Origin of the sequence: Jeotgalicoccus aerolatus (genome assembly GCF_014635205.1) — a bacterium.
Lineage (GTDB): Bacteria > Bacillota > Bacilli > Staphylococcales > Salinicoccaceae > Jeotgalicoccus > Jeotgalicoccus aerolatus.
The window spans coordinates 243,971-267,199 of record NZ_BMCN01000001.1; the positions used below are offsets into that span (position 1 = coordinate 243,971).

The window sequence follows — 23,229 nt, forward strand, 5'->3', positions numbered from 1 at the left end:
GGATTCAAAAGATGAAAGTCTTAGTCATTAGTGATAACCACAACGAAAAAAATATTTTAACAGAAGTATACGAGACGGTTAAACCCGATGCGGCCATCCATCTTGGCGACAGCGAATTTCCGTATAACGATGAAGAAATGACGAAATTCCTGCGCGTCAGAGGGAATACCGACCGCGATGAGGACTATCCAAAAGAAGGACTGCTGGAAGAAACAGGCATGTTTTATACGCACGGCCACTTATACGGCATTAAAGCCGACCGCATCACACTGACAGACAGAGCCGCTGAAACGGGTGCGAAATATGCGCTGTACGGCCATTCCCATGTGGCAAAAATCGAAAAAATTAACGGTATTTACGCGATAAATCCCGGCAGCATTACATCTTCAAGAAATGAATATCCTGAGAGTTATTTAGTCATCGATACAGATAGTGAAATGGCAGCGTATTACAGCCGCAAACACAAACTGATGGATGAATTTAAGCTCGGCAGCTAAATGCAAGGGGGAATCAAAGCGATGAAAATTAGAGTCGGCGATGCAATTGAATTAAAACAGATTCAAGTCCACGAACAAAAAGATTTATTTAAAGTGGTGGACGACAACAGAAAGCAGCTGCGCGAATGGCTGCCCTGGGTAGACTTTATGAAAAAACCTGAGCAATACGTGCCCATCATTAAAGAGTGGACTGAAATGAACGATGCCCGTGAAGCGATGACGCTCGGCATATACTATGAAGGAACACTCACAGGCACATGCGGCTTCAATACCATCGACGGCTTGAGCCGCCGGGGCCAGATCGGTTATTGGCTGGCTGAAGAAAATACAGGAAAAGGTATTATGACAGCAGCCGTTGCGGCATTAATCGACTACGGTTTTAAAGAAATGGGACTGCACCGGATTGAAATTATTGCAGGTGTAAATAATGAAAAAAGCAGAAAAATTCCGGAAAAGCTGGAATTTACGCAGGAAGCTGTCATGAAAGATTATGAGTTTTTATACGACCATTACCATGACTGCGCACTTTATCGTATGCTGAAAATGGACTGGTTAACGTAAAATTAACATTATATTAAAAAACCTGAAAAATGCATTGACTTTCACTGTCGGGTTTGGTTATAATAATACTTGTGTTAATTAAGCGTGTCCTGGTAGCTCAGCTGGATAGAGCAATGCCCTTCTAAGGCATCGGTCGGGGGTTCGAATCCCTCCCAGGACGTCAATGTTTTATATAAACCCTTACACTGTATAGTGTGAGGGTTTATTTTTGTTTATGAAAAAATTGTAAATATTCATTAATAATGATAAAAACCGTGGACGGCGTGAAGACAGGTTTTCAGGAAATATTAAAAACTTTTATTAAATTTGTAAAATTCCAACAAATGTACCTTCAAGTTTTATATACTAAGTAAGAATACACTTTTTACGGAGATCGAAAATGAAATACAAAAATCGTTTAATTATCCCGACACTTGTTTCCACGAGTCTCCTTGCCTCAACAATTGTGGCGAACGCAGAAGAAGTAGATCAGGACGAGCAGTATTCTGGTCAGAAGACAGAAATCTATTCAGAGAATGAAGAAACATCAGAAACTGATTTAGACACGATTGAGTCAGAAGACGCAGCAGAAGAATCAAACGATAAAGAACCGAACGCCGAAAGTGAAGATGAAGAGACTGAAGAATCAGCTGATGAAGCTGACGATGCAGAAGCGGAAAAAGAAGAGAGTGCGGCAAATTCTGATGCCGTTGAAGAATCAGGAGCGGCAGATGAATCGGAAGAAACTGCTGAAGTAGAAACGTCAGAAACTGCTGAAACAGAAAATGTAAGTGAAGAACCTGTAGAGGAAGCAGAAGAAGCTCCAGCTGAGCCAGTTGAAGAAACGGTTGAGACAGAAACGACTAAAGTTCCAGCAGAAGAAGACATTGTTGAACCTGAAGCAGTTGCCGAAGAAGAGACTGTAGCTGTAGAAGCGCCTGCAGAAGAAGAGGCTGTTGAGGAAATTTCAGAAACAGATGCAGAAGACACTGCGGTTGAAGAAGCAGCGGTCACTGAAGAAACAGAAGCTGCAGAAGCAGTAAGTGAACCAGTCGAAGAAGTTGCTGAGACAGAACAAGTCGAAGAAACAACAGAAGAACTTCCTGTAGAAACTGATCAGGCTGAAGAAACTCACGTATCAGAAACTAATTCTGAAGCAGAAGTTGCTGCCGAAGAGACTGAAGAAGTAGACACAGAAACTTCCGAATCCACTGAAGTGGCTGAAGAGACTACAGACACTGCAGACACAGAAACATCAGTAGAATTAACAGAGAAAGAAGTAACAGCAGAAGATGCTGAAACTGAAGAAGACACTGAAATTCTGGAAGCAGAAGAATCAGATGCTAAATCAGATTCAAAAGAAGTTGACAACAACACAGTAGAAAACACTGAAGAGTCAGCTGAAGCTGAAGCGGATAGTGAAGCAGCAGAAAGCGAAACGCCAGAGTCAGAAGAAGCAGATACATATAAATATGATTCTGAGACTCTGCAGCAAGAACTTGGGAGTTTATCGGCAGAAGAGCAGTCGGCATTTTTAGAAGAGAATGCGGATGATATTGAAGTCGACGAGGAAATGCTGAGTCAATTAAGTGAAGAGCTTGCGGCAAACAATGCAGAGATCAATGCGGATGAAGTCTTTGCGGCAACAAGATCGGTCAGCACAATGTCGTTGTCTCAGGCGATTACAGATATCAACGATTATATCGCTGAAAATAATTTTGAAGTGGCGCCGATCCAGTATGACTATATGCCTGGCTTACCGAAATATGAGTACTACTCAAATCACGGCTGGAATCCGGAAAATGGTGTGGTTGGTAAACCCGAAGGTGTCGTGCTGCACGATGTGGGTAACGACAACTCGACAATTCACGGTGAAATCAGCTACATGACAGAAAATCAGGACAATGCGTTCGTGCACGCTTTCGTCGATGCGAATAACATTATCCAGGTTGCAGACACTGACTATCTGGCATACGGCGCGGGCCCTGTCTCAAACCAGCTGCACATGCATGTGGAACTGGTGCGTCATGATAACGCCCACGACTTTGCTAAATCGATCAACAACTATGCAGATTACATTGCGAATCTTTTATACAAATATAAATTGCCAGTGGTGAGTGCTGAGGAAACAGGAGAGGGAACATTGTACTCTCACGTTGCAGTTTCAAATCACCTAGGTGGAACAAATTCGCCTGACCCGTATGAGTACTTTGCACGCTTTGATTATGCATACAACGATGTCATCAGCTTGATCGGACAGCGTTATGACGATATGTACAATAAACGCACGACGCCGCAAATTGCGATGCCGATTCAAGAAGGCACAACAAGTCTGCAAGGTGAGATTACGCGTCAGAACCGCGGTCTGTATGAAAGTGTAACTGATGTTAGAACGAAAGGTGTCAGTGACCTTTTAGGCGAGACATTCTATGTTAAGAGAACGGCGACTTATAACTATGATGAATATTACCTGCTTGAAAATGAAGACGGGGTTGAACTGGGCTGGATGTATGCCGGTGATGTAATGGCATCGGAATATGTGCCGGAAGAACCGACTCAGCCAGAGGAACCGACTCAGCCAGAGGAACCAACTCAGCCGGAGGAACCAGAAACTCCTGAGGAGCCGACTGAACCTGAAGAACCTTCAGAACCAGAGGAACCGACTCAACCAGAAGAACCATCAGAACCAACTCAGCCGGAAACGCCGGATGAAGACGAGTCTGATGATCAAGAACCGGTTGAAGATGATACGCCTGCAGAAGATGATGATAATAATTCAAATGAATCAGATGACCAGGATGATGAGAATTCAAATGTAGGATCAGACGATGATTCAAATGACGATCAAAATGAAGAAAAACCAGCGGATGATCAAAACAACTCAAATGATGATTCCAACGATGACTCCGACGACACACCTGCAGAAGATGATCAAAACAACACTGACGATGATTCCAACGATGATTCAGACGACACAGCTGAAAATAACAAGCAGGATGATGACGTAAAACCTGAGTCTCCTGAAAAACCGTCTCAGTCGGATGACGATGCTAATGAATCGGATGACAGCAAGGATGATGCAGCTTCAGAGAATAATACAAACGACGATCAATCCGATGATTCTCAACAAGAAAACGACGATCAATCTGATGATTCCAACGACGATTCCAGCAATCAAGAGTCAAACGCTTCTAATGAACAAGATGATGACTCAGATGACACACCTGCAGAGGTGAATGATGATGCAGACGAAGCGGATGACGATGTCACTTCTTCTATAGAAGATGCTGCGACGGGTGTGCGCATTGTCAGCCAGAGTGATGAGCTTAACGGCAAGTCTATCGTTGTCACTGCTATGAATCCTTCCGGCAGCATTAATGCGGATCACGATTTATATGACATTCACGTGCTGAATGCTGATGGTACGCTGTACAGCTTGAATAGCCCTGTCACTGTCTACTTACCGGCGAATGGTTTCGTATCGAATGTTTACTACCTGGGTGATATCGGTGAAACGCTTGAAGCGGTGAATTTCACAACTGACGGCGGCTATGCGGTATTCCAAACGGGCGGCTTCAGCCAATACGCTGTAGTGTACGGCAAGTCTAATGAAGATAATACTTCCGTTGCACCTGTTGTTTCAAACGATAAAGATAGCGATGCCGATGACAGTGCTTCTAATCATGCAAATAATCATTCAGCTGTATATACAGGGCAAGCTGAGGATTCTGATGATGAAGGACAAGCGGGTGCTGCTGATTCAAACGGTTCAGACCAGGGTGGATCTGGTGGAGCTAATGAAACAGAAATGCTGCCAAACACTGGTGTTCCAGAACAAAGTACAACACTATTTGCAAGCATCCTGGCAGCACTTGGCCTCGGTTTCCTGGTAAAGAGAAGAAAAACTACAGATAAATAATTAAATGATATCTTAAGCCTCCGCCTCCATTTAGGTTGCGGGGGCTTCTTTTTATCAATAAAGCATATTTTATTATGAGAAGTTTTATGATAAATTTATTTAATATGATATTTTGTCCCGGTAGCTCAGCTGGATAGAGCGGTGCCCTCCTAAGGCATAGGCCGTGGGTTCGACTCCCTCCCGGGACGTTAATGATTTATATTGATATAGGCCTTTTTAATAACCTACTTGAATAATGGCCATATTTCGTCTACAATTACTTCTCGAGAGACAACCGAATACTCTTGGAGAATGTTGTTGATTCGTATCGGAAGTGTGTTTAAGGGTTAACTTTTTAACCCAATATCACATCAAAGATTACAGGCAGCAATTGCTAAATTAGAGCAGTTTCAGCCAGAGCCTGCTAACTTAATAAACATTTAAAATATAATGCTCTCTAAATAATTTTAGGGAGCATTTTTCTTCAATCATTCAAAACAAAAACAATTTTTCAGCCTGCGAGGAGACTATACATGAGTAAATTTGATGAACAAATATTAGTAGTAAAACGCGACACATTATTTGATATGGAAGCAAATGCCTTTAACGGCTTTATTTCAAAAGATGATAATCGCTATAAGGAAATCGTCAAGACTTTCGGCAGCTTTGAAGTGAAGCGCCGCGGCGATATGGAAGAGGATCCGGCTTACAAGCAGCTGATCAGCTACTGCATCATTACCAACGACGATGAAACGCTCGTTTACAAACGTCTTGAAGGTGGCGGGGAGTCTCGTCTGCACGGTCTGTTATCGATCGGCGTCGGCGGCCATATGAACGACGTGGCAGAGGAAGATGATATCGAAGGCAAGCTGAGAATTAACGCAGCGCGTGAGCTCTCTGAAGAGGTCGGCTTAGCAGAAGATGATGTAAAAAATATAGAAATCCACGGCTTAATTAATGACGACGACAATGAAGTCGGCAAGGTTCATATCGGGCTCGTCTTAAAAATCGACGTGGATAAAAATAAAATTATTAATAACGAAGTGGACACGATTGCACTCGAGTGGGTTAAAAATGACGTTCTCGAAACGATGTCGCCTTACGAATCGTGGAGCGAGCTAATTATCCGTGATGCGTATGGACAATAAGGTCACGAGCCACCAGCGCTTTATTAAAAAGTTCGAGCGCGATTTAAAATCGTATTTCGAAAGCGGTGAAAATGACCGCTTTTTAAAAACATTTAACCGCTATACAGCGCTGACAGAGCCGTCTGAGCATGCTGAGGAAATGCTCTACGAAACGCTCTTACAGGCGAACCGGCAAGGCGAGCTCGTCGATTATACGCTCGAGCAGATGAACAGCGGCGACGGCAATTACGAAACGCACATGGTGTATATGCTGAAAGCCTTAAACGATATGGGCAATTACGAAGAGGTGCTGGAGTTTTCCAGCCACTTACTCGACGAGCCGATTCCCCAGGGCTTTCGCATCGATATCTTATCCTTAAGACAGCATGCGGCCAATAAGCTCCGCGGGATTTTTACCGATAAAACACCCGATGTCACGAGAGAGACGTTCGATTCCTATCATTTGTTTCAAAAGCTCGAGTTTTTAGAGCAGATTACTGAGACGCATGATTTAGCTTATATCGATCTGATCATCGAAGTATTTGACGAAACAAAAAGAAATGAATTGCAGACGGCAATGCTTTTATATTTGCACAGCGTGCGCTACAATGGTACGCTGAAAATTGAGAAATGCGGTGTTAAAATGGCGGTTAAGCCGTCTGAGCTGACTCAATTAGAGGACTACTTTATGATAGACGACGTGCTGCAAAAAGTCGTCGACGAAGTCGAAGCGTTCAACCCGTCATTTACCGAAGCAGCGAAAGAGCTCATTATGGGCCACGCAATTTATATGTATCCTGTGAACCCAGGCTTTACGAGCAATGCTTTCGTCAGTGCCTATTTAAGCCGCATCGAAGCGATGCTCGGCATGGAAGAAAGTGCTGCAGCTGACAAAGAAGTTGTGGACTGGCTCGATAAACTGGAGCGGGAGATTGCCGAAAACTCGCTGTAAATCAATCATTTGAATCAGTATATGTATGTGTTATAATATACAGGTTAATTGAAAAACGACTTAATGGAGGAAAATGTATTATGTCTCAAACATGGGAAAAACAAGAAGGTAACGAAGGAATCTTAACAATTACAATTCCGAGCGCAGAATTAGATACTGCTTTAGATGAAGCATTTAAAAAAGTATCAAAAGAAGTCAGCATGCCCGGATTCAGAAAAGGTAAAGTACCGCGTCAAATGTTCGAGAAACGTTTTGGTGTAGAATCACTTTATCAGGATGCATTAGACATTCTTTTACCTGCAAATTACGGAAAAGCTGTAGACGAGGCTGGTATTACACCAGTTGCTCAGCCTGATGTGGAAGTAGAACAAATCGAAAAAGGTAAAGATGTTATTCTTAAAGCAACTGTAACGGTTGAGCCTGAAGTTAAACTTGGCGAATACAAAAACCTTGAAGGTGAAGAAATCGATACTGAAGTGACTGACGAAGAAGTCGATCACCAAATCGATCACATTTTAACAGAGTACTCTGATTTAGTTGTTAAAGAAGAAGGTACTGTTGAAGAAGGCGATGTCGCAACTATCGATTTCCACGGTTTTGTTGACGGTGAAGCTTTCGAAGGCGGACACGCTCACGACTACGAAATCGAAGTCGGTTCAAACTCATTCATTCCAGGCTTTGAAGAGCAAATGGTCGGCATGGAAATCGGCGAGGAGAAAGACGTTAACGTCACTTTCCCTGAAGAATACCACGCTGAAGAGTTAGCTGGAAAAGAAGCAGTGTTCCAAGTTAAAGTGAACGCGCTGAAACAAAAAGAAACACCTGAATTAACTGACGAATTTGTCAGCGAATTAGAAAACCGCGACGCTAAAACTGTCGACGAACTAAAAGCTGAACTTTCTAAAGAAGTTAAAGCTGAAAAAGAAAACAACTACGAAGTGACATTGAAAGAAAGCTTAGTTGCAAAAGCAGCTGACAATGCTGATATCGATGTACCGGATGCAATGGTGGATACTGAAACTTCACGCATGCTTCAGGAATTCGAACAAAACTTATCACAGCAGGGCTTAAACCTTGAACTTTACACTCAGCTGTCAGGTCAAGATGAAAACGCACTCCGTGAACAAATGAAAGAAGATGCTTTAAAACGCGTCCGCACGAACTTAACATTAAGACAAATCGCTGATGAAGAAAATATCGAAGTGACTGACGAAGATGTTGATGCTGAATTAAACCGTTTAGCAGAACAATTCGGCATGCCGCTTGACGATGTTAAAAAAGCACTTGGCGATGCAGAAATGATTAAAGAAGACGTTAAAATCCAAAAAGCTTTAAATGTCCTTGTAGACAACCGTAAAAAAGCTGAGTAGGCTGTAACTGAACCACATAGATGAGGAGCTCTGCACGTATCGTGTAGAGCTTTTCATCAATATGCAGCTCAATTGATTTTATGCGGCTTTTTTAGTATATTTTATTGGAAGTATATAATGAGGTGTATATAAATGTTTAAATTTAACGAAGACGATACAGATTTAACTTGTTCATTCTGCGGTAAAGATCAGGAACAGGTCAAAAAACTGATCGCAGGCAGCGGCGTATATATTTGTAACGAATGTATCGAACTGTGCTACGAAATTATAGAAGAAGAACTAAAAATGGATCACACTGCTGTATTTGACTATATTCCTAAACCTCAGGAGATTTTAGAATCACTTGACGAGTATGTCATCGGCCAGCTGAACGCGAAACGCGCACTGAGTGTGGCAGTATATAACCACTACAAACGTATTAACAACAGCAATGAAGACGAAGTCGAAATCGCGAAAAGCAACATCGCTTTAATCGGCCCGACAGGGAGCGGTAAAACACTCCTTGCTCAAACGCTGGCTCGTTCATTAAACGTGCCGTTTGCCATTGCTGATGCAACAAGTTTAACTGAAGCAGGTTATGTCGGCGACGATGTGGAGAACATTCTCCTTCGTTTAATCCAGGCAGCGGACTTCGATGTTGAACGCGCTGAACAAGGCATTATTTACGTCGATGAAATCGATAAAATCGCACGTAAGAGCGAAAATACTTCGATTACGAGAGACGTATCCGGTGAAGGCGTGCAGCAGGCGCTCCTTAAAATTCTTGAAGGAACTACTGCAAGTGTACCGCCTCAAGGCGGACGCAAGCATCCGAACCAGGAATCTATCCAAATCGACACGACAAATATTCTCTTCATCCTCGGCGGAGCGTTCGACGGCATGGAAGATATTATTAAACGCCGCCTCGGCGACAAAGTGATCGGTTTCGGCGGAGCGACTGAAGACTTTACGGATAAGGATGCCTTAATGGCTAAAGTCCGTCCGGACGATTTACAAAGCTACGGTCTGATCCCTGAATTTATCGGCCGTGTACCGATTATCAGCTACTTAGAAGAGCTCGATGTCGATGCACTGAAATCTATTTTAACTGAGCCTAAAAATGCGCTCGTTAAACAGTATACGAGAATGATGGCGATCGATGACGTTGAACTCGTCTTTGAAGAAGATGCACTCGATGCGATTTCTGAACTGGCGATTGAACGTAAAACTGGTGCCCGCGGTCTCCGTTCTATTATTGAAGAACGCATGGTGGACATTATGTTTAAAGTGCCGTCTAACGACGACATTAAGAAAGTTGTCATTACGAGAGAAACAATTATCGACGAAAAGGATCCACTCATTTACGATGCGGACGGTGAAGAAATTAAAGCAGACAAGAAAAGTGCATAAATTATAAAGGCTGTCATTGCGACAGCCTTTTTTAAAGGAAGTGACTCTATGAAAATTAATCCAAGCAATGTAGATATTATTACCTCAGCCGTCAGTCCGGAACATTACCCGGAAACAGGCTTAAAAGAAATCGCCTTAAGCGGCCGGTCCAACGTCGGGAAATCATCATTTATTAATGCAATGTGCGGCCGTAAAGGTGTGGCTCGCACTTCATCAAAACCGGGTAAAACCATTACCCTGAACTTTTATAACGCGGATAACAAATTTGTCTTCGTCGACGTGCCGGGCTACGGCTATGCTAAACAGTCGAAGTCAGAACGCGAAAAGTGGGGCGGCATGATCGAAGGTTATTTAACTGAAAGAAAAACACTGACATGTGTCGTGCAGCTGGTCGACCTGCGTCATCCGCCGACAGCCGATGATATTTCAATGTATGATTTCTTGAAATATTACGAACTGCCGGTAATTATCGTTGCAACGAAAGCCGATAAAATTGCCCGCGGTAAAATCCAGAAGCATATCAGTATTATTAAAAAAGATCTGGAAATGGAAGCTGAAGACCAGATTTTCCCATTTTCTTCCCTGGACAAGCGAAATCTGCCTGAAATTATGACAGCTTTACAAAAGTTTGTGTAGAAGGCTTGATATCACACTAATTTATAATTAGTATAAATAGGGAATACACGAAGGAAAACAGATTTTATTTGTGAGTTAAGCTTTGAGGGGGCATAATAGTGCATATTATTGCATTAAGTCTAAATTATAAACAAACCGGCGTAGAAGAACGTGAACAGGTGACCTTCCAGGATGAAGAGGTTGTTGAGGCGCTGCACAAACTGCGCGAGCAAAAGAGTATTTTAGAAGCAGCGCTGCTGTCGACCTGCAACCGGACAGAACTCTATGTCGTCAGCGATCAGGAACATACGGGGGCGTATTATTCGAGGAAGTTTCTCTCGGACTGGTTCGATGTGGACTTTGAAAAAATTAAAGAAATGACAGATATGAAAGTCGCAGACGATGCAGTCACGCATCTGTTTAAAGTGACTGCCGGACTCGATTCCATGGTACTGGGTGAAACGCAGATCTTAGGACAAATCAGAGATGCTTTCCTCACTGCCCAGGAAGAACATACGACAGGGACGATCTTTAACAAGCTGTTTAAAGAAGCCATTACAGTCGCTAAACGCGGCCACAGCGAAACGGACATTTCTAAAAATGCAGTGTCTATTTCTTATGCAGCTGTGGAATTGGCGAAACGTATTTTTGCCAACGTTAAAAAGAGCCGCGTCCTCGTTGTCGGTGCCGGTGAAATGGCAGAGGAGTCTTTACTTAATTTAACGTCGAACGGCATCGAAGACGTCGTCGTCTTAAACCGTTCATTAGAAAAAGCAGAACAGCTGGCTGAGAAATTTAAGGGCCGTGCTGAAAATCTGCATGCTCTGGAGTCAGAATTAAAAGAGGCGGATATCGTGATTTCGAGTACGTCATCACCGGGTTACGTCATTACTAAAGAGATGATGGATACTGTGACGAAAGCACGCGGTGCTTCACCGTTAATCTTAATCGATATTGCACTGCCGAGAGATATTGATCCGGCGATCGATGTCAGTGACAGCGTTTATATGTACAATGTCGATGATCTACAGGGTCTCGTCGATGCCAATCTCGCTTCAAGAGAACAGGAAGCAGAGAAAATTATGGCTATGATCGACGGCACGACTGCGGAATTCGAAGACTGGCTCGCTGTCCAGGGTGTCGTGCCTGTTATTCAGGCGATGCGCACTAAATCGCTTAAAATTCACGATGAAACGATTCAATCATTGGAGCGCAAGCTGCCGGATATGACCGAACGCGACCGCACGGTGATTTCAAAACATATGAAGAGTATTATTAATCAAATGCTCCGGGATCCAATTATCTTTACGAAAGAAATCGCAGGCGATAAAGGGCGCGATGAAAAACTGGAAGACATTATGGCCATGTTCCATATAGAAGAAGAGGTTGAAGCAGCTAAACACGAAGCCGGCAATAAGCAGAGAGAAAAACTGCAGGCGCGTAAAGAGCAGCTGAACCTTAATTAGCAGGGTGGATATCGAATGGATATGATGTTCCGCATTCAAGAAATTATATTACTATTTTATTTTATCAGCCTTTCTGCACTGTCATACGATTTGTTTTTAAGAAATCGACAAGTCAGAAAGGTTTCTCTGTATGTGCTGACACCAGGCGTGATTTTGCACTTCTTATCGGTCGGCCAGCTCGGCCTGACGCTTGGCCGCATACCGATACTGACACTGGCAGAGAGCATTTTTACTTTGAGTTTTGTCTTTATATTAATCGGGCTCATTCATTTTTGGAAAACAAAATCGGAATTTGTCCTCGCATTTTACTTAGTGATTACTATATTTTTAATGACATTTTACACATTTTCTTCGCTGAATTTCAGCTCGACAGCACTGACGCTTGAAATCGTCAACGAACTGCTGATCGTTCACGTCGGGGCCGCACTGTGCGCCTATGTCATGTTTTTTATCGGCATGCTGAATGCTGTCATTTACTTAATTCAGCGTCGAAATTTAAAAAAGAAACAGTTTAACCGTGCGTTTTTCTCGCTGTTTAGTATCGGCACTGCAGAAAAAGTTATGCTCAGAATGACTTTTATCGGTGTGATTTTCATGAGTATAAGTATTATAATAGGAATCGTCTGGGGACTTCAGATTATCGGCTTGAATGTCCTCTATGACCCGAAAGTTATCGGGACCATTTGTGTTATTATTATGTACACCATCATTTTAGCTTTAGTTAAAATGAAACACGATACACCGCGTTTCGCGGTATACAGCATTGCGATTTTCGTCCTGGTTATGCTGAATTATTTAATCGTTTCGGAACTATCCAATTTTCATTTCTGGTCACTATAAGGAGAGTATAAATCATGAGAAAAATTATCGTCGGTTCACGCCGGAGCGGGCTTGCTTTGACACAGTCCAAACAGTTTATAAATAAGCTGCAGAACAAGTTCCCGGATGCTGAGATCGAAATTAAGGAAATCGTTACGAAAGGCGACCGCATCGTCGACGTGCAGTTATCTAAAGTCGGCGGCAAAGGCTTATTCGTTAAAGAAATTGAAGAAGCGCTGAAAAACAAAGAAATCGATATGGCCATCCACAGTTTAAAAGATGTGCCGAGCGAACTGCCGAAAGGCTTTACCATTGCCTGCGTGCCGGAGCGTGAAGATATGCGCGACGCATTTTTATCGAATAACAAAGTCTTATTTAAAGATTTGCCTAAAGGCAGCGTTGTCGGCACGTCAAGTCTCCGCCGCGGCGCCCAGCTAAAATCGATGCGCGAAGACATTACAGTCAACTGGGTCAGAGGCAACATCGATACCCGCATTAAAAAAATGGAATCGGGCGAATACGATGCGATTTTACTTGCGGCTGCCGGCTTAAAACGTATGGGCTGGAGCGACAACGTCGTTACGGAATATTTCGACCCTGAAGAATTCATTCCGGCTATTGCCCAAGGGGCACTAGGCATTGAAGTGCGCGACGATGACGCGGAATTAATCGATATGCTAAAAGCCGTACACTCAGAAGATGACGCGACATGCACCACAGCAGAGCGCACATTTTTAAAACGGATGGACGGCAGCTGCCAGGTGCCAATCGGCGGCTACGCGACATTGGAAGACGGCGAGCTGTATTTAACCGGCCTCATTATGTCTGAAGACGGAAACGAACGCTATGTTGTTAAGAAATCTCACAATGACCCGGTCGAGCTCGGCAATATCGTTGCTGACGAAATGGAAAAAATCGGCGCTAAAGATATTATCGATATGATTAATGAGAACAATGCCAATCAGTAAACCCGTCGTTTACGTGACCCAGTCGACTTTCGATTTAGCGGACGACACTCTATTAAACATCGTTCATGCACCGCTCATTACGACCGAGACGCTCAGCTTTGATGCGTCAGTCTTAAATCAGCACTACGACTGGCTCGTTATGACGAGTAAAAATACGGTCAAACATTTTTTGCCGTATTTTGATCAGCTGCAGGCCGATCGTATTTCAAGCATCGGCGTGAAGACGACCGAGGCCTTAAACAGCAGCGGCATTCAAGTGGATTTTGAACCGTCGACCTATACTCAAGAAGGCTTTATCGAAGAGTTTGATATTCGGCCCGGCCAAAAGATTCTTTATCCCGCCAGCGCTAAAAAACGCCCTTTAATGCGGGATTATATGAAACAGTCCGGGGCAGATGTCACTGAAATCGATTTGTATTATCCGAAAGTCTATGAACAAACGATAAAAACCATTAAAGAAAATATTTCATCGATCGATTACTTAACGTTATCGTCGCCGTCTGCGGTGGACAGTCTGCTCGGACAGATTGATCAAAAGGCTTTGTCCGGCATTCAGCTCATCGCCATCGGCCACGTGACACAATCGAGATTAAATCATTACGGCTTGAAGGCTGTAACGCCGGAGCATGAAACGCTCGGCCATATGATTGAACTGATTAAGGAGAGTATCAAACAATGAATTTTGACAGACACCGCCGCTTAAGAAACAGCGGCTTTATGCGCGACATGGTCAGAGAAACACACTTGTCTAAAGACGATTTAATCTATCCGATTTTTGTCGTTGAAAAACCGGACGTCAAAGAAGAAGTACCGTCTATGAAAGGGGTCTACCAGATTTCATTAAACCTGCTTAAAGAAGAGCTGGATGAAGTCGCAGCCCTCGGTATTAAGAGTGTGATTTTCTTCGGTATTCCGAATGAAAAAGATGCGGAAGGGACAGGCGCTTACCACGATCACGGTATCGTCCAGGAAGCCTGCCGCTTGTCTAAAAAACATTATCCACAGCTGCTCGTTATTTTGGATACTTGCCTGTGCGAGTATACAGACCACGGCCACTGCGGTTTAATCGATCCAAACACACAGGACGTCGATAACGACGCATCACTGCCGCTCTTAGTACAGACAGCAGTATCCCAGGCTAAAGCCGGTGCGGATATTATTGCACCGAGCAATATGATGGACGGCTTTGTTGCCCATATCCGTCAAGGCTTGGACGATGCAGGCTACAGACATATTCCCATTATGAGCTACGGCATTAAATACGCATCTAAATTCTACGGACCATTTAGAGATGCTGCAGAATCAACACCTTCATTCGGCGACCGCCGCACTTACCAGATGGATCCGGCTAACCGTTTAGAAGCGATGAGAGAACTGGACAGCGACACGAAAGAAGGCGCGGATATGATGATCGTAAAACCTGCCTTATCTTATCTCGATATTATCCGCGACGTGCGCAACCGTTCGGATATGCCGATCGTCGCTTACAACGTCAGCGGAGAATACGCGATGACTAAAACAGCGATCGATATGGGTCTGATGGATGAAGAAGTGATTGCCGAGCAGATGATTTCCATGAAACGTGCCGGTGCAGACTTAATCATTACGTATTTTGCTAAATATCTTGCTGAAAAAATTGATAAGGGAGAGATTTAATATGTATAACACATCTAAAGAATTATACAGCCGTGCAGTCGAAGTGATGCCGGGCGGAGTCAACTCGCCGGCACGCGCCTTTAAGTCGGTTGCTGAGCACCCGTTATTTATGGATCACGCTAAGGGTTCGCGTTTATACGATGTCGACGGCAATGAATTTATCGATTACTCCTTAAGTTTCGGTCCTTTAATTTTAGGTCACGCAGACGAAAAAACAGTTCAAAGCGTTCAGGAAGCAGCAGTAAAAGGAACATCTTTTGGTGCGCCGACTGAGCTGGAAACAACAATGGCTGAACTGGTCATGGAACGCGTTCCGTCGATCGAAATGATCCGCATGGTATCGTCGGGAACTGAAGCGACACTGGCAGCATTGCGTCTCGCCCGCGGCTTTACCGGCAAAAATAAAATACTTAAATTTGAAGGCTGCTACCACGGCCACAGCGACTCGCTGTTAATTAAAGCAGGTTCGGGTGTTGCGACACTTGGACTGCCCGATTCACCCGGTGTGCCGGAAGGGACGGCTAAAAATACAATTACTGTTCCTTACAACGATAAAGAAAGCCTGCAGCAGGCCTTTGACGCTTTCGGCGACGATATCGCTGCAGTGATTATGGAACCGGTAGCCGGAAATATGGGTGTTGTACCGCCGGTTGACGGATTTTTAGAATTCGTCCGTGAAATTACCGAACAAAATGATGCGCTTTTAATTTTCGATGAAGTGATGACAGGCTTCCGTGTCGGCTATCACTCAGCTCAGGGCCACTTTGGCATTACACCGGACTTAACATGTCTCGGTAAAGTTATCGGCGGCGGACTGCCGGTCGGCGCCTTTGGCGGCAAGAGAGAAATTATGGAACGCATCGCACCAGCCGGTGATATTTACCAGGCGGGGACTTTATCGGGTAACCCTTTAGCGATGAGTGCAGGGATTGCCACTTTAAGCCAGCTGAATGAAGACAGCTACAAGTACTTCATTAAATTAGCAGACCAGCTTGAAGCCGGCCTAAAAGAAGTATTTGCTAAACACGATACACCGATCACGATTAACCGTGCCGGTTCAATGATCGGCTTCTTCTTAACAGAAGGCCCGGTGATCGACTTCGACAGTGCCAATTCGAGCGACTTGGAATTATTCAGAGCGATGTACCAGGCACTCTTAGAAGAGGGTGTTTATTTACCGCCGTCACAATTTGAAGGCATGTTTTTATCAACAAAACACACTGAAGCAGATATTGCACAAACAATTCAGGCATTTGATAATTCATTAAGTAAAGTTACGGGTAAATAATTTAAATTTTATGCTTCATGACTGTGAAATTATGTGTATAATAGTGGATGATAGTATAAATGGGGGGTAGTCATAATGAGTGATAAAAAACGTCCAGCTGGTAAAAAAGTAGATGGCCAGCCTCGTTATATCGAAAATAATCCGTCGGCGAGTACAAAAGGTACTAAACACCTGTACTGGCTCGCACCGTTAATTATTGCAGTATTAATCGTGCCATTACTTATTTTCCACTTAGGCAGCGGCGGCGGTGAAGAAACCGCTTCTGAAGAAGGTGCTTCAACAGAAGAAACTGCTGATTCAGGTGAAGAATCAAGTGAAGAAGGCGGCGGCGAAGGTGAAGAAACGGCATCTAGCGGCGACGTCGACGCAGAAGGCATTGCACGCGATAACTGTGCATCTTGTCACGGTCAAGACTTTTCAGGATCAATGGGTCCAGCTTTAGCCGGAACAAGTCTTTCTGAAGAAGATTTCACAACAACAGTTCGTGAAGGTCAAGGCTCTATGCCTGCTTTCAGTGCAGATCAAATTGCAGATGAAGAATTAACAGCAATGTACCAATTCTTCAGCGAACAATAATACTTAAAATAAAGAGACAAACTCGTATTGTATGAGTTTGTCTTTTTCTATATCCAGCACAATTTGGGAGAATTGATAATATGAACACAGGGGAAAAGAAAGAAGGGATGACAGGGCGGAATTTAGTCATTGCCATACTAATTGTCGGCGCCTTCGTAACGATTTTAAATCAGACACTTTTAGTCACCGCAGTACCGGTTATTATGGCAGATTTAAATATTCCGTTCAGCACAGCGCAGTGGCTGACCACCGGTTTCTTTTTAGTCAACGGCATTATGATACCGGTATCCGCCTTTTTAATTAATAAATTCACGACGCGTAAGCTCTATATGACCGCGATGATTCTATTTACAATCGGTACAATCATCGCTGCAGTATCTCATGTCTTTCCGATGCTGCTGGCAGGACGAATACTGCAGGCCGGTGGTGCGGGGATCATGATGCCGCTGTCGCAAGTTATTTTACTGCAGATGTTTACAGTCGAAAACAGAGGAAAAGCGATGGGACTGTTCGGGCTGATTATCGGATTTGCACCAGCGATCGGTCCGACCTTGTCAGGCTACATCGTCGAATTCTGGCCGTGGCGGACGCTGTTTATCATTATTGTGCCGCTCGCTGCTATAAATATAGTATTTGCTTATTTTTATATGCGCAATGTTACAGAACAGACCAATCCGAAAGTCGATATATTATCGATTATTATGTCGACACTCGGCTTTGGCGGAATGTTATACGGATTTTCAGTCGCAGGCGTATCAGGCTGGACGAGTCTTGAAGTCATCCTGCCTATTCTGGCCGGACTGTTTATCGTGCTGCTGTTTGTTCGGCGCCAGTTCAAGCTGGTTCAGCCAATCTTGGAAATCCGCGTTTTGAAAAACCCTTACTTTTTAATGGCCTCGCTGATCGGGATCATCATCTTCGTGTCGATGGTGAGCGCCAATAATATCGTGCCGGTGCTGATGCAGGACATGCTCGGCTTTACCGCCTTTCAATCCGGGCTGTCACTCTTGCCGGGCGCTTTAGTGATGGGAGTCATTTCCCTAATTGCCGGCTGGCTCTTTGACCAGTACGGTATACGGATACTGACATTTACCAGTCTGATACTAATACTCGGAACATCTCTGATGCTGTCATTTTTAAGTGCCGATACAACATTTACTTATATTACGATTGTGTACACGGTGCGCCTGGCGGGCGTTGGCCTGTCTATGATGGCACTCACGACATACGCCATGAACGCGCTGGACAATCATATGATTGCACACGGCACCTCGCTGAATAATACGATGCGACAAATTGGCGGCTCCCTGTTCACCGCGCTCTTTATAACTATAATGACCGGTGTCGCATTTAATATATCCGGCGGCGTACCCGATGCAGACGCTGAAATCACTGGAGTCAATTGGACCTTCAAAGTAGCCGCAGCCCTGGCAGCAATCGGACTTGTACTCGCACTTTTCTTAAAAGAACAGGAACGGGTAGTGAGCGAACGGGACTAGAAGGGTGTGGTGGGTGGTGGATTGCTTATTGACCGCTTGTGAGTGGTTCATGCGGTCGCAACTTGCTTATTGACCGCTTGTGACCTACTCATGCGGTCGCAACTTGCTAATCAACCGCTTGTGACTTACTCATGCGGTCGCAACTTGCTTATTGACCGCTTGTGAGTGGTTCATGCGGGAGTGACTTGCTTATTGACCGCTTGTGACCTACTCATGCGGTCGCAACTCGCTTATCAACCGCTTGTGACTGGTTCATGCGGCCGCAACCAGCTAATCAACCGCTTGTGACTTACTCATGCGGTCGCAACCAGCTAATCAACCGCTTGTGACCTGCACAAACGGTCGCAACCAACTAATCAACCGCTTGTGACCTGCACAAACGGTCGCAACCAGCCAGCAACCAGCCAACAACCAGCCATAAACCCAACAAACCCAACACCCCGCCAATCGTGTAAAATGCAACTTACTTTATATCAACTCTAATATAAGTTATTATTATAGATGACACTTGAATAGATAAGGTGATTTTATTGAAAGTACTTCGTTTACTGCTGCTGTTTGTCGCTGCTGCCATTATTTCATACGGATTGGATGCACTCGGCATGATTTTGCCGTGGCTCTTCGGTTCGATGATTGCAACGATTATATATATCCGTTTGATTCCACGGGCGCTCTATTTTCCGCGCTGGCTCGGTGATCTCGGGGTTTTCATTATGGCCATCGAAATCGGTTCGACTCTGACGCTCGATGCTTTAGCGGATATGCGCGCTGATTTGTTTAATATTTTCTTAATGACGATTCTCGTTCTTATTTTAAGTTTGATTTTATCCCGGCTCTTTATCTTCTTAACGAAAAGTACGCCGGAAACGGCGGTTTTAGCGTCTGTTCCGGGTGCGCTGTCTCAAATGCTGATTATGGCTGAGGAGGAGGAGCGTGCGGATATTCTGCTCGTTACGCTGACTCAAATGTCCCGTATTATTTTAATTGTTTTAATCGTGCCGTTCGTCTCGGGGCTTTTCCAGCCGGTGTCTGATCTCACGGCGGATCCGGTCGAGGTCAATTATTTAACGGAGATTTTCTCCCTGCCCATGCTGATTATTCCTATCGCTGCGGTCGTTCTTATTTATCTTTTAAACAAGATAAACTTCCCGGCTAGCCTCATGCTCGGGCCGATTATCGTGCTCATCGTCTGGAATTTAACGACGGGTGTCGAGTTTTCTCTGGATTTACAATTTATTAACGCCGCGCAGATTCTTTTCGGTATTCGTATCGGATTGCAAATTGCATCGCTGATGACTCAGCTGAATAAGCGCTTGATTTTTTCGATTATGCTGCAGAATTTAATTTTAATTTTCGGCACTATGTTTATCGTCTATATGTTCCAGCTGTTTACATCGCACCAGTTTAACGACTTATTCTTAAGTGCGGCACCGGGCGGACTCGGACAGATTATCGTTATTGCGATTGAAACGGGCGGTAACATCGCTATGATTTCCAGCTATCACATCTTTAGAATATTCTTCATCATTATCGTCGTCGTGCCGATCGTCGGCTATTATTTAAAATATCTCAACAGAAAACGGAAGAGACAGTCTTAAAGACAGTCGTTCTTGACAGTTTTTTAAAAGTCGCATACTATTAACTTATATTAATAACAGAGACACAGAAGAGTAGCTGTATGCGGGACATGAAGAGAGTAAACGGCGGTGGAAGTTTACCGGTGCATAGAGTGAAAGTAGCCTGTGATAAGTTTTGCGTCAAAGTTTGAGTCAGCACCGTCTGATTCAGATGAGTAATGTGAGACGTGCGGTGAGCGTTAATCACCAAGTTGAGATGCAGGTATGTTTGTAATGCCTGAATTTAGGTGGCACCGCGGAACTCCCGTCCTATTTATGGACTGGAGTTTTTTTGTTTTTAAAATTAAAAGGAGTGATCGTTATGGAAATGCCGAAAAAGTATAATCCGGCTGAAGTTGAACAGGGCAAGTATGAAAAGTGGGTAAAAGCAGGCGTCTTTAAATCAGATGTTGAGAGTGATAAAACACCGTTTTCTATCGTCATTCCGCCGCCAAACGTAACAGGCAAGCTGCACCTTGGTCATGCCTGGGATACGACGCTGCAGGATATTATTACGCGTATGAAGCGCATGCAGGGCTACGACGTGCTGTACTTGCCGGGGATGGACCATGCGGGGATTGCAACGCAGGCTAAAGTCGATGCGCGTCTGCGTGAAGCGGGCATTAACCGTCACGATATCGGCCGCGACAAGTTTTTAGAGCATGCTTGGAACTGGAAAGAAGAATATGCGGGACATATTCGTGCACAGTGGGAAAAACTCGGTCTCGGCCTCGATTACGATAAAGAACGCTTTACCCTGGATGCCGGACTGTCTAAAGCAGTGCGTAAAACATTCGTAGATTTATACAATAAAGGGCTGATTTACCGCGGCGAATATATCATTAACTGGGATCCTGAAACACAGACGGCGCTCAGCGATATTGAAGTGATTCATAAAGATATCGAAGGTAAATTCTACCATGTTAAATATCCTTTAACGGATGGCTCCGGCTTTTTAGAAATTGCCACGACGCGTCCGGAAACCATGCTCGGTGATACTGCCGTTGTTGTCCACCCGGATGACGAGCGCTACAAAGATTTAATCGGCAAAACTGTGACCCTGCCGATCGTCGGCCGTGAACTGCCAATTATTGCGGACTCCTATGTTGAGCAGGAATTTGGTTCAGGTGCCATGAAAGTGACACCGGCACATGACCCGAATGACTTTGAAATCGGCAACCGCCACGACCTTGAACGAATTAACGTTATGCACCCGAACGGGGTAATTAACGACCTCGGCGGCGCCTATGCCGGCATGGACCGTTTCGATGCCCGCAAGCAGCTGGTCAAAGATTTAGAAGACCAGGGCTATATGCTTAAAATTGAAGCGCACATGCACTCTGTCGGCCACTCTGAGCGCAGCAACGCGATTGTAGAGCCGTATTTATCTACGCAGTGGTTTGTCAGCATGAAGCCGCTCGCTGAGAAAAGCTTAAAAAACCAGGAGACAGACAAGCGAATCGACTTCGTGCCGAACCGTTTTGAACATACCTTTAACGGCTGGATGGAAAACATCCGCGACTGGGTGATATCAAGACAATTATGGTGGGGCCATCAGATTCCTGCCTGGTACCATAATGAAACAGGTGAATTGTACGTCGGTGAAGAAGCACCGGCAGACAGCGAAAACTGGACGCAGGATGAAGACGTACTGGACACTTGGTTCTCAAGTGCCTTGTGGCCGTTCTCGACCATGGGCTGGCCGGAAGAGACGCCGGACTTGGCGAAATACTTCCCGACTAATGTTCTCGTCACAGGTTACGATATCATCTTCTTCTGGGTGGCGCGTATGATCTTTTCATCGCTGGAACAGACCGGAGAGAAGCCGTTTGATGATGTGCTCTTACACGGCTTAGTCCGGGACGAACAAAACCGCAAAATGTCGAAATCGCTCGGCAACGGTGTGGATCCGATGGACGTGATTGATAAGTACGGTGCCGATGCACTGAGATACTTCTTATCAACGGGCTCAACACCGGGTCAGGATCTCCGTTATTCAGATGAAAAAGTAGAAAGCGTCTGGAACTTTATTAATAAGATCTGGAATGCATCGAGATTTGCCTTAATGAATATCGGTGAAGACTTTACACTGGCAGATATTAATTTAGCGGGTGAAAAATCACTAGCGGATAAGTGGATCTTAACGCGCCTCAACGAAACGATTGCAGATGTGACGCGTCTGTCAGACGATTACGAGTTCGGTGAAGTCGGCCGCGTGCTGTATAACTTTATATGGGATGACTTCTGTGACTGGTATATTGAAATGGCGAAAGTGCCGATGAATGACGGCACAGAAGCAGAAAAACAAATGACGCGTTCAGTGCTCTTATATACGCTGGATAAGATTTTGAAAATGCTGCATCCATACATGCCGTTCGTGACAGATGAAATCTATCAGACGATTAATACAGAGACATCTATCGTTGTCAGCTCTTGGCCGACAGTTGATGATTCATTAACTTTTGAAGATGCATCTGCAGAAATGGAACTGCTGGTTAATATTATTAAATCAGTCAGAACGACACGCAATGAAGTCAACACGCCTTTATCTAAACCAATTGATATTAAACTTGAAGTAAAAGACGACAACCGCCGCGCGGCAGTCGAGCGCAACAAGCATTATATCGAGCGCTTTACCAACCCTGAACATTTAACAATCGCAGCGTCTATCGATAAGCATGACGATGATAAGACAGACGTCGTTAAAGGGGCAACAGTCGTGCTGCCTTTAGCAGGTTTGATTAATAAAGAAGAAGAGATTGCCCGTCTTGAAAAAGAACTGGACCGTTTAAACGGGGAGTTAAAACGGGTGTCAGGTAAATTAAACAACGAGAAATTCGTCAGCAATGCACCTGAAAAAATCGTCGATGAAGAAAGACAAAAACAAGCGGGCTACCAGGCGCAGTATGAAGAAGTTGAGGCGCGCCTAAACAGCCTGAGAGGTGTGGAGTAG

The 23,229-nt window shown here is 44.4% G+C and carries 18 protein-coding genes and 2 tRNA genes; all 20 read left to right on the forward strand.

Features of this window, described 5'->3' with window-relative positions; translation table 11 throughout:
• Nucleotides 1-11: 11 nt before the first annotated feature.
• On the forward strand, nucleotides 12-497 hold the full coding sequence (locus IEU81_RS01300) for a metallophosphoesterase family protein (RefSeq protein ID WP_186089922.1): 486 nt from the start codon (nucleotides 12-14) through the stop codon (nucleotides 495-497).
• A 21-nt stretch (nucleotides 498-518) separates the two neighbouring features.
• On the forward strand, nucleotides 519-1,058 hold the full coding sequence (locus IEU81_RS01305; protein ID WP_186089924.1) for a GNAT family N-acetyltransferase: 540 nt from the start codon (nucleotides 519-521) through the stop codon (nucleotides 1,056-1,058).
• Nucleotides 1,059-1,144: 86 nt separating this feature from the next.
• A tRNA-Arg gene (locus IEU81_RS01310) sits at nucleotides 1,145-1,218 on the forward strand.
• A gap of 219 nt (nucleotides 1,219-1,437) precedes the next feature.
• Nucleotides 1,438-4,956 carry an LPXTG cell wall anchor domain-containing protein gene (locus IEU81_RS01315; RefSeq protein WP_186089926.1) on the forward strand — a complete coding sequence of 1,173 codons (3,519 nt, stop codon included), beginning with the start codon at nucleotides 1,438-1,440 and terminating at the stop codon, nucleotides 4,954-4,956.
• Nucleotides 4,957-5,070: 114 nt separating this feature from the next.
• Nucleotides 5,071-5,144 (forward strand) — tRNA-Arg (locus IEU81_RS01320).
• Between the two features lie 324 nt (nucleotides 5,145-5,468).
• The gene (locus IEU81_RS01325) at nucleotides 5,469-6,083 is read left to right on the forward strand and encodes an NUDIX domain-containing protein (protein WP_092594891.1); all 615 of its coding nucleotides are present in this window, start codon (nucleotides 5,469-5,471) and stop codon (nucleotides 6,081-6,083) included.
• Complete coding sequence (locus IEU81_RS01330) at nucleotides 6,073-7,014, forward strand: hypothetical protein (RefSeq protein WP_186089927.1); 942 nt, start codon at nucleotides 6,073-6,075, stop codon at nucleotides 7,012-7,014. The genes IEU81_RS01325 and IEU81_RS01330 overlap by 11 nt, the downstream gene beginning before the upstream one ends.
• Before the next feature lie 80 nt (nucleotides 7,015-7,094).
• Nucleotides 7,095-8,384, forward strand: coding sequence for a trigger factor (gene tig / locus IEU81_RS01335; RefSeq protein ID WP_186089929.1), 1,290 nt, complete (start codon nucleotides 7,095-7,097; stop codon nucleotides 8,382-8,384).
• 132 nt (nucleotides 8,385-8,516) lie between these two features.
• Nucleotides 8,517-9,773 (forward strand): ATP-dependent Clp protease ATP-binding subunit ClpX, encoded by a 1,257-nt coding sequence (clpX, locus tag IEU81_RS01340; RefSeq protein WP_186089931.1) that lies wholly within the window; start codon nucleotides 8,517-8,519, stop codon nucleotides 9,771-9,773.
• A 48-nt stretch (nucleotides 9,774-9,821) separates the two neighbouring features.
• On the forward strand, nucleotides 9,822-10,409 hold the full coding sequence (gene yihA, locus IEU81_RS01345) for a ribosome biogenesis GTP-binding protein YihA/YsxC (protein ID WP_092594883.1): 588 nt from the start codon (nucleotides 9,822-9,824) through the stop codon (nucleotides 10,407-10,409).
• Between the two features lie 98 nt (nucleotides 10,410-10,507).
• Entirely contained in the window at nucleotides 10,508-11,854 is a 1,347-nt protein-coding gene (gene hemA / locus IEU81_RS01350; RefSeq protein WP_186089932.1) for a glutamyl-tRNA reductase, read from the forward strand.
• Between the two features lie 15 nt (nucleotides 11,855-11,869).
• On the forward strand, nucleotides 11,870-12,694 hold the full coding sequence (ccsA, locus tag IEU81_RS01355) for a cytochrome c biogenesis protein CcsA (protein WP_186089933.1): 825 nt from the start codon (nucleotides 11,870-11,872) through the stop codon (nucleotides 12,692-12,694).
• A 14-nt stretch (nucleotides 12,695-12,708) separates the two neighbouring features.
• Nucleotides 12,709-13,641, forward strand: a complete 933-nt coding sequence (gene hemC, locus IEU81_RS01360) for a hydroxymethylbilane synthase (protein ID WP_186089935.1) — start codon at nucleotides 12,709-12,711, stop codon at nucleotides 13,639-13,641.
• Nucleotides 13,619-14,320 carry a uroporphyrinogen-III synthase gene (locus tag IEU81_RS01365; protein WP_186089936.1) on the forward strand — a complete coding sequence of 234 codons (702 nt, stop codon included), beginning with the start codon at nucleotides 13,619-13,621 and terminating at the stop codon, nucleotides 14,318-14,320. Before hemC ends, IEU81_RS01365 begins: the two co-directional genes overlap by 23 nt.
• A complete protein-coding gene (gene hemB, locus IEU81_RS01370) occupies nucleotides 14,317-15,297 on the forward strand; it encodes a porphobilinogen synthase (protein ID WP_186089937.1) in 981 nt (326 codons plus the stop codon). Before IEU81_RS01365 ends, hemB begins: the two co-directional genes overlap by 4 nt.
• A gap of 1 nt (nucleotide 15,298) precedes the next feature.
• Nucleotides 15,299-16,585, forward strand: coding sequence for a glutamate-1-semialdehyde 2,1-aminomutase (gene hemL / locus IEU81_RS01375; protein ID WP_092594872.1), 1,287 nt, complete (start codon nucleotides 15,299-15,301; stop codon nucleotides 16,583-16,585).
• Nucleotides 16,586-16,660: 75 nt separating this feature from the next.
• Entirely contained in the window at nucleotides 16,661-17,161 is a 501-nt protein-coding gene (locus IEU81_RS01380) for a c-type cytochrome (RefSeq protein ID WP_092594870.1), read from the forward strand.
• Between the two features lie 80 nt (nucleotides 17,162-17,241).
• Nucleotides 17,242-18,660 (forward strand): MDR family MFS transporter, encoded by a 1,419-nt coding sequence (locus IEU81_RS01385; RefSeq protein WP_186089938.1) that lies wholly within the window; start codon nucleotides 17,242-17,244, stop codon nucleotides 18,658-18,660.
• A gap of 530 nt (nucleotides 18,661-19,190) precedes the next feature.
• Nucleotides 19,191-20,258, forward strand: coding sequence for an AbrB family transcriptional regulator (locus IEU81_RS01390; RefSeq protein WP_092594866.1), 1,068 nt, complete (start codon nucleotides 19,191-19,193; stop codon nucleotides 20,256-20,258).
• Between the two features lie 340 nt (nucleotides 20,259-20,598).
• Nucleotides 20,599-23,229: a valine--tRNA ligase gene (locus IEU81_RS01395; RefSeq protein ID WP_186089940.1), complete on the forward strand. Its 2,631-nt coding sequence runs from the start codon at nucleotides 20,599-20,601 to the stop codon at nucleotides 23,227-23,229.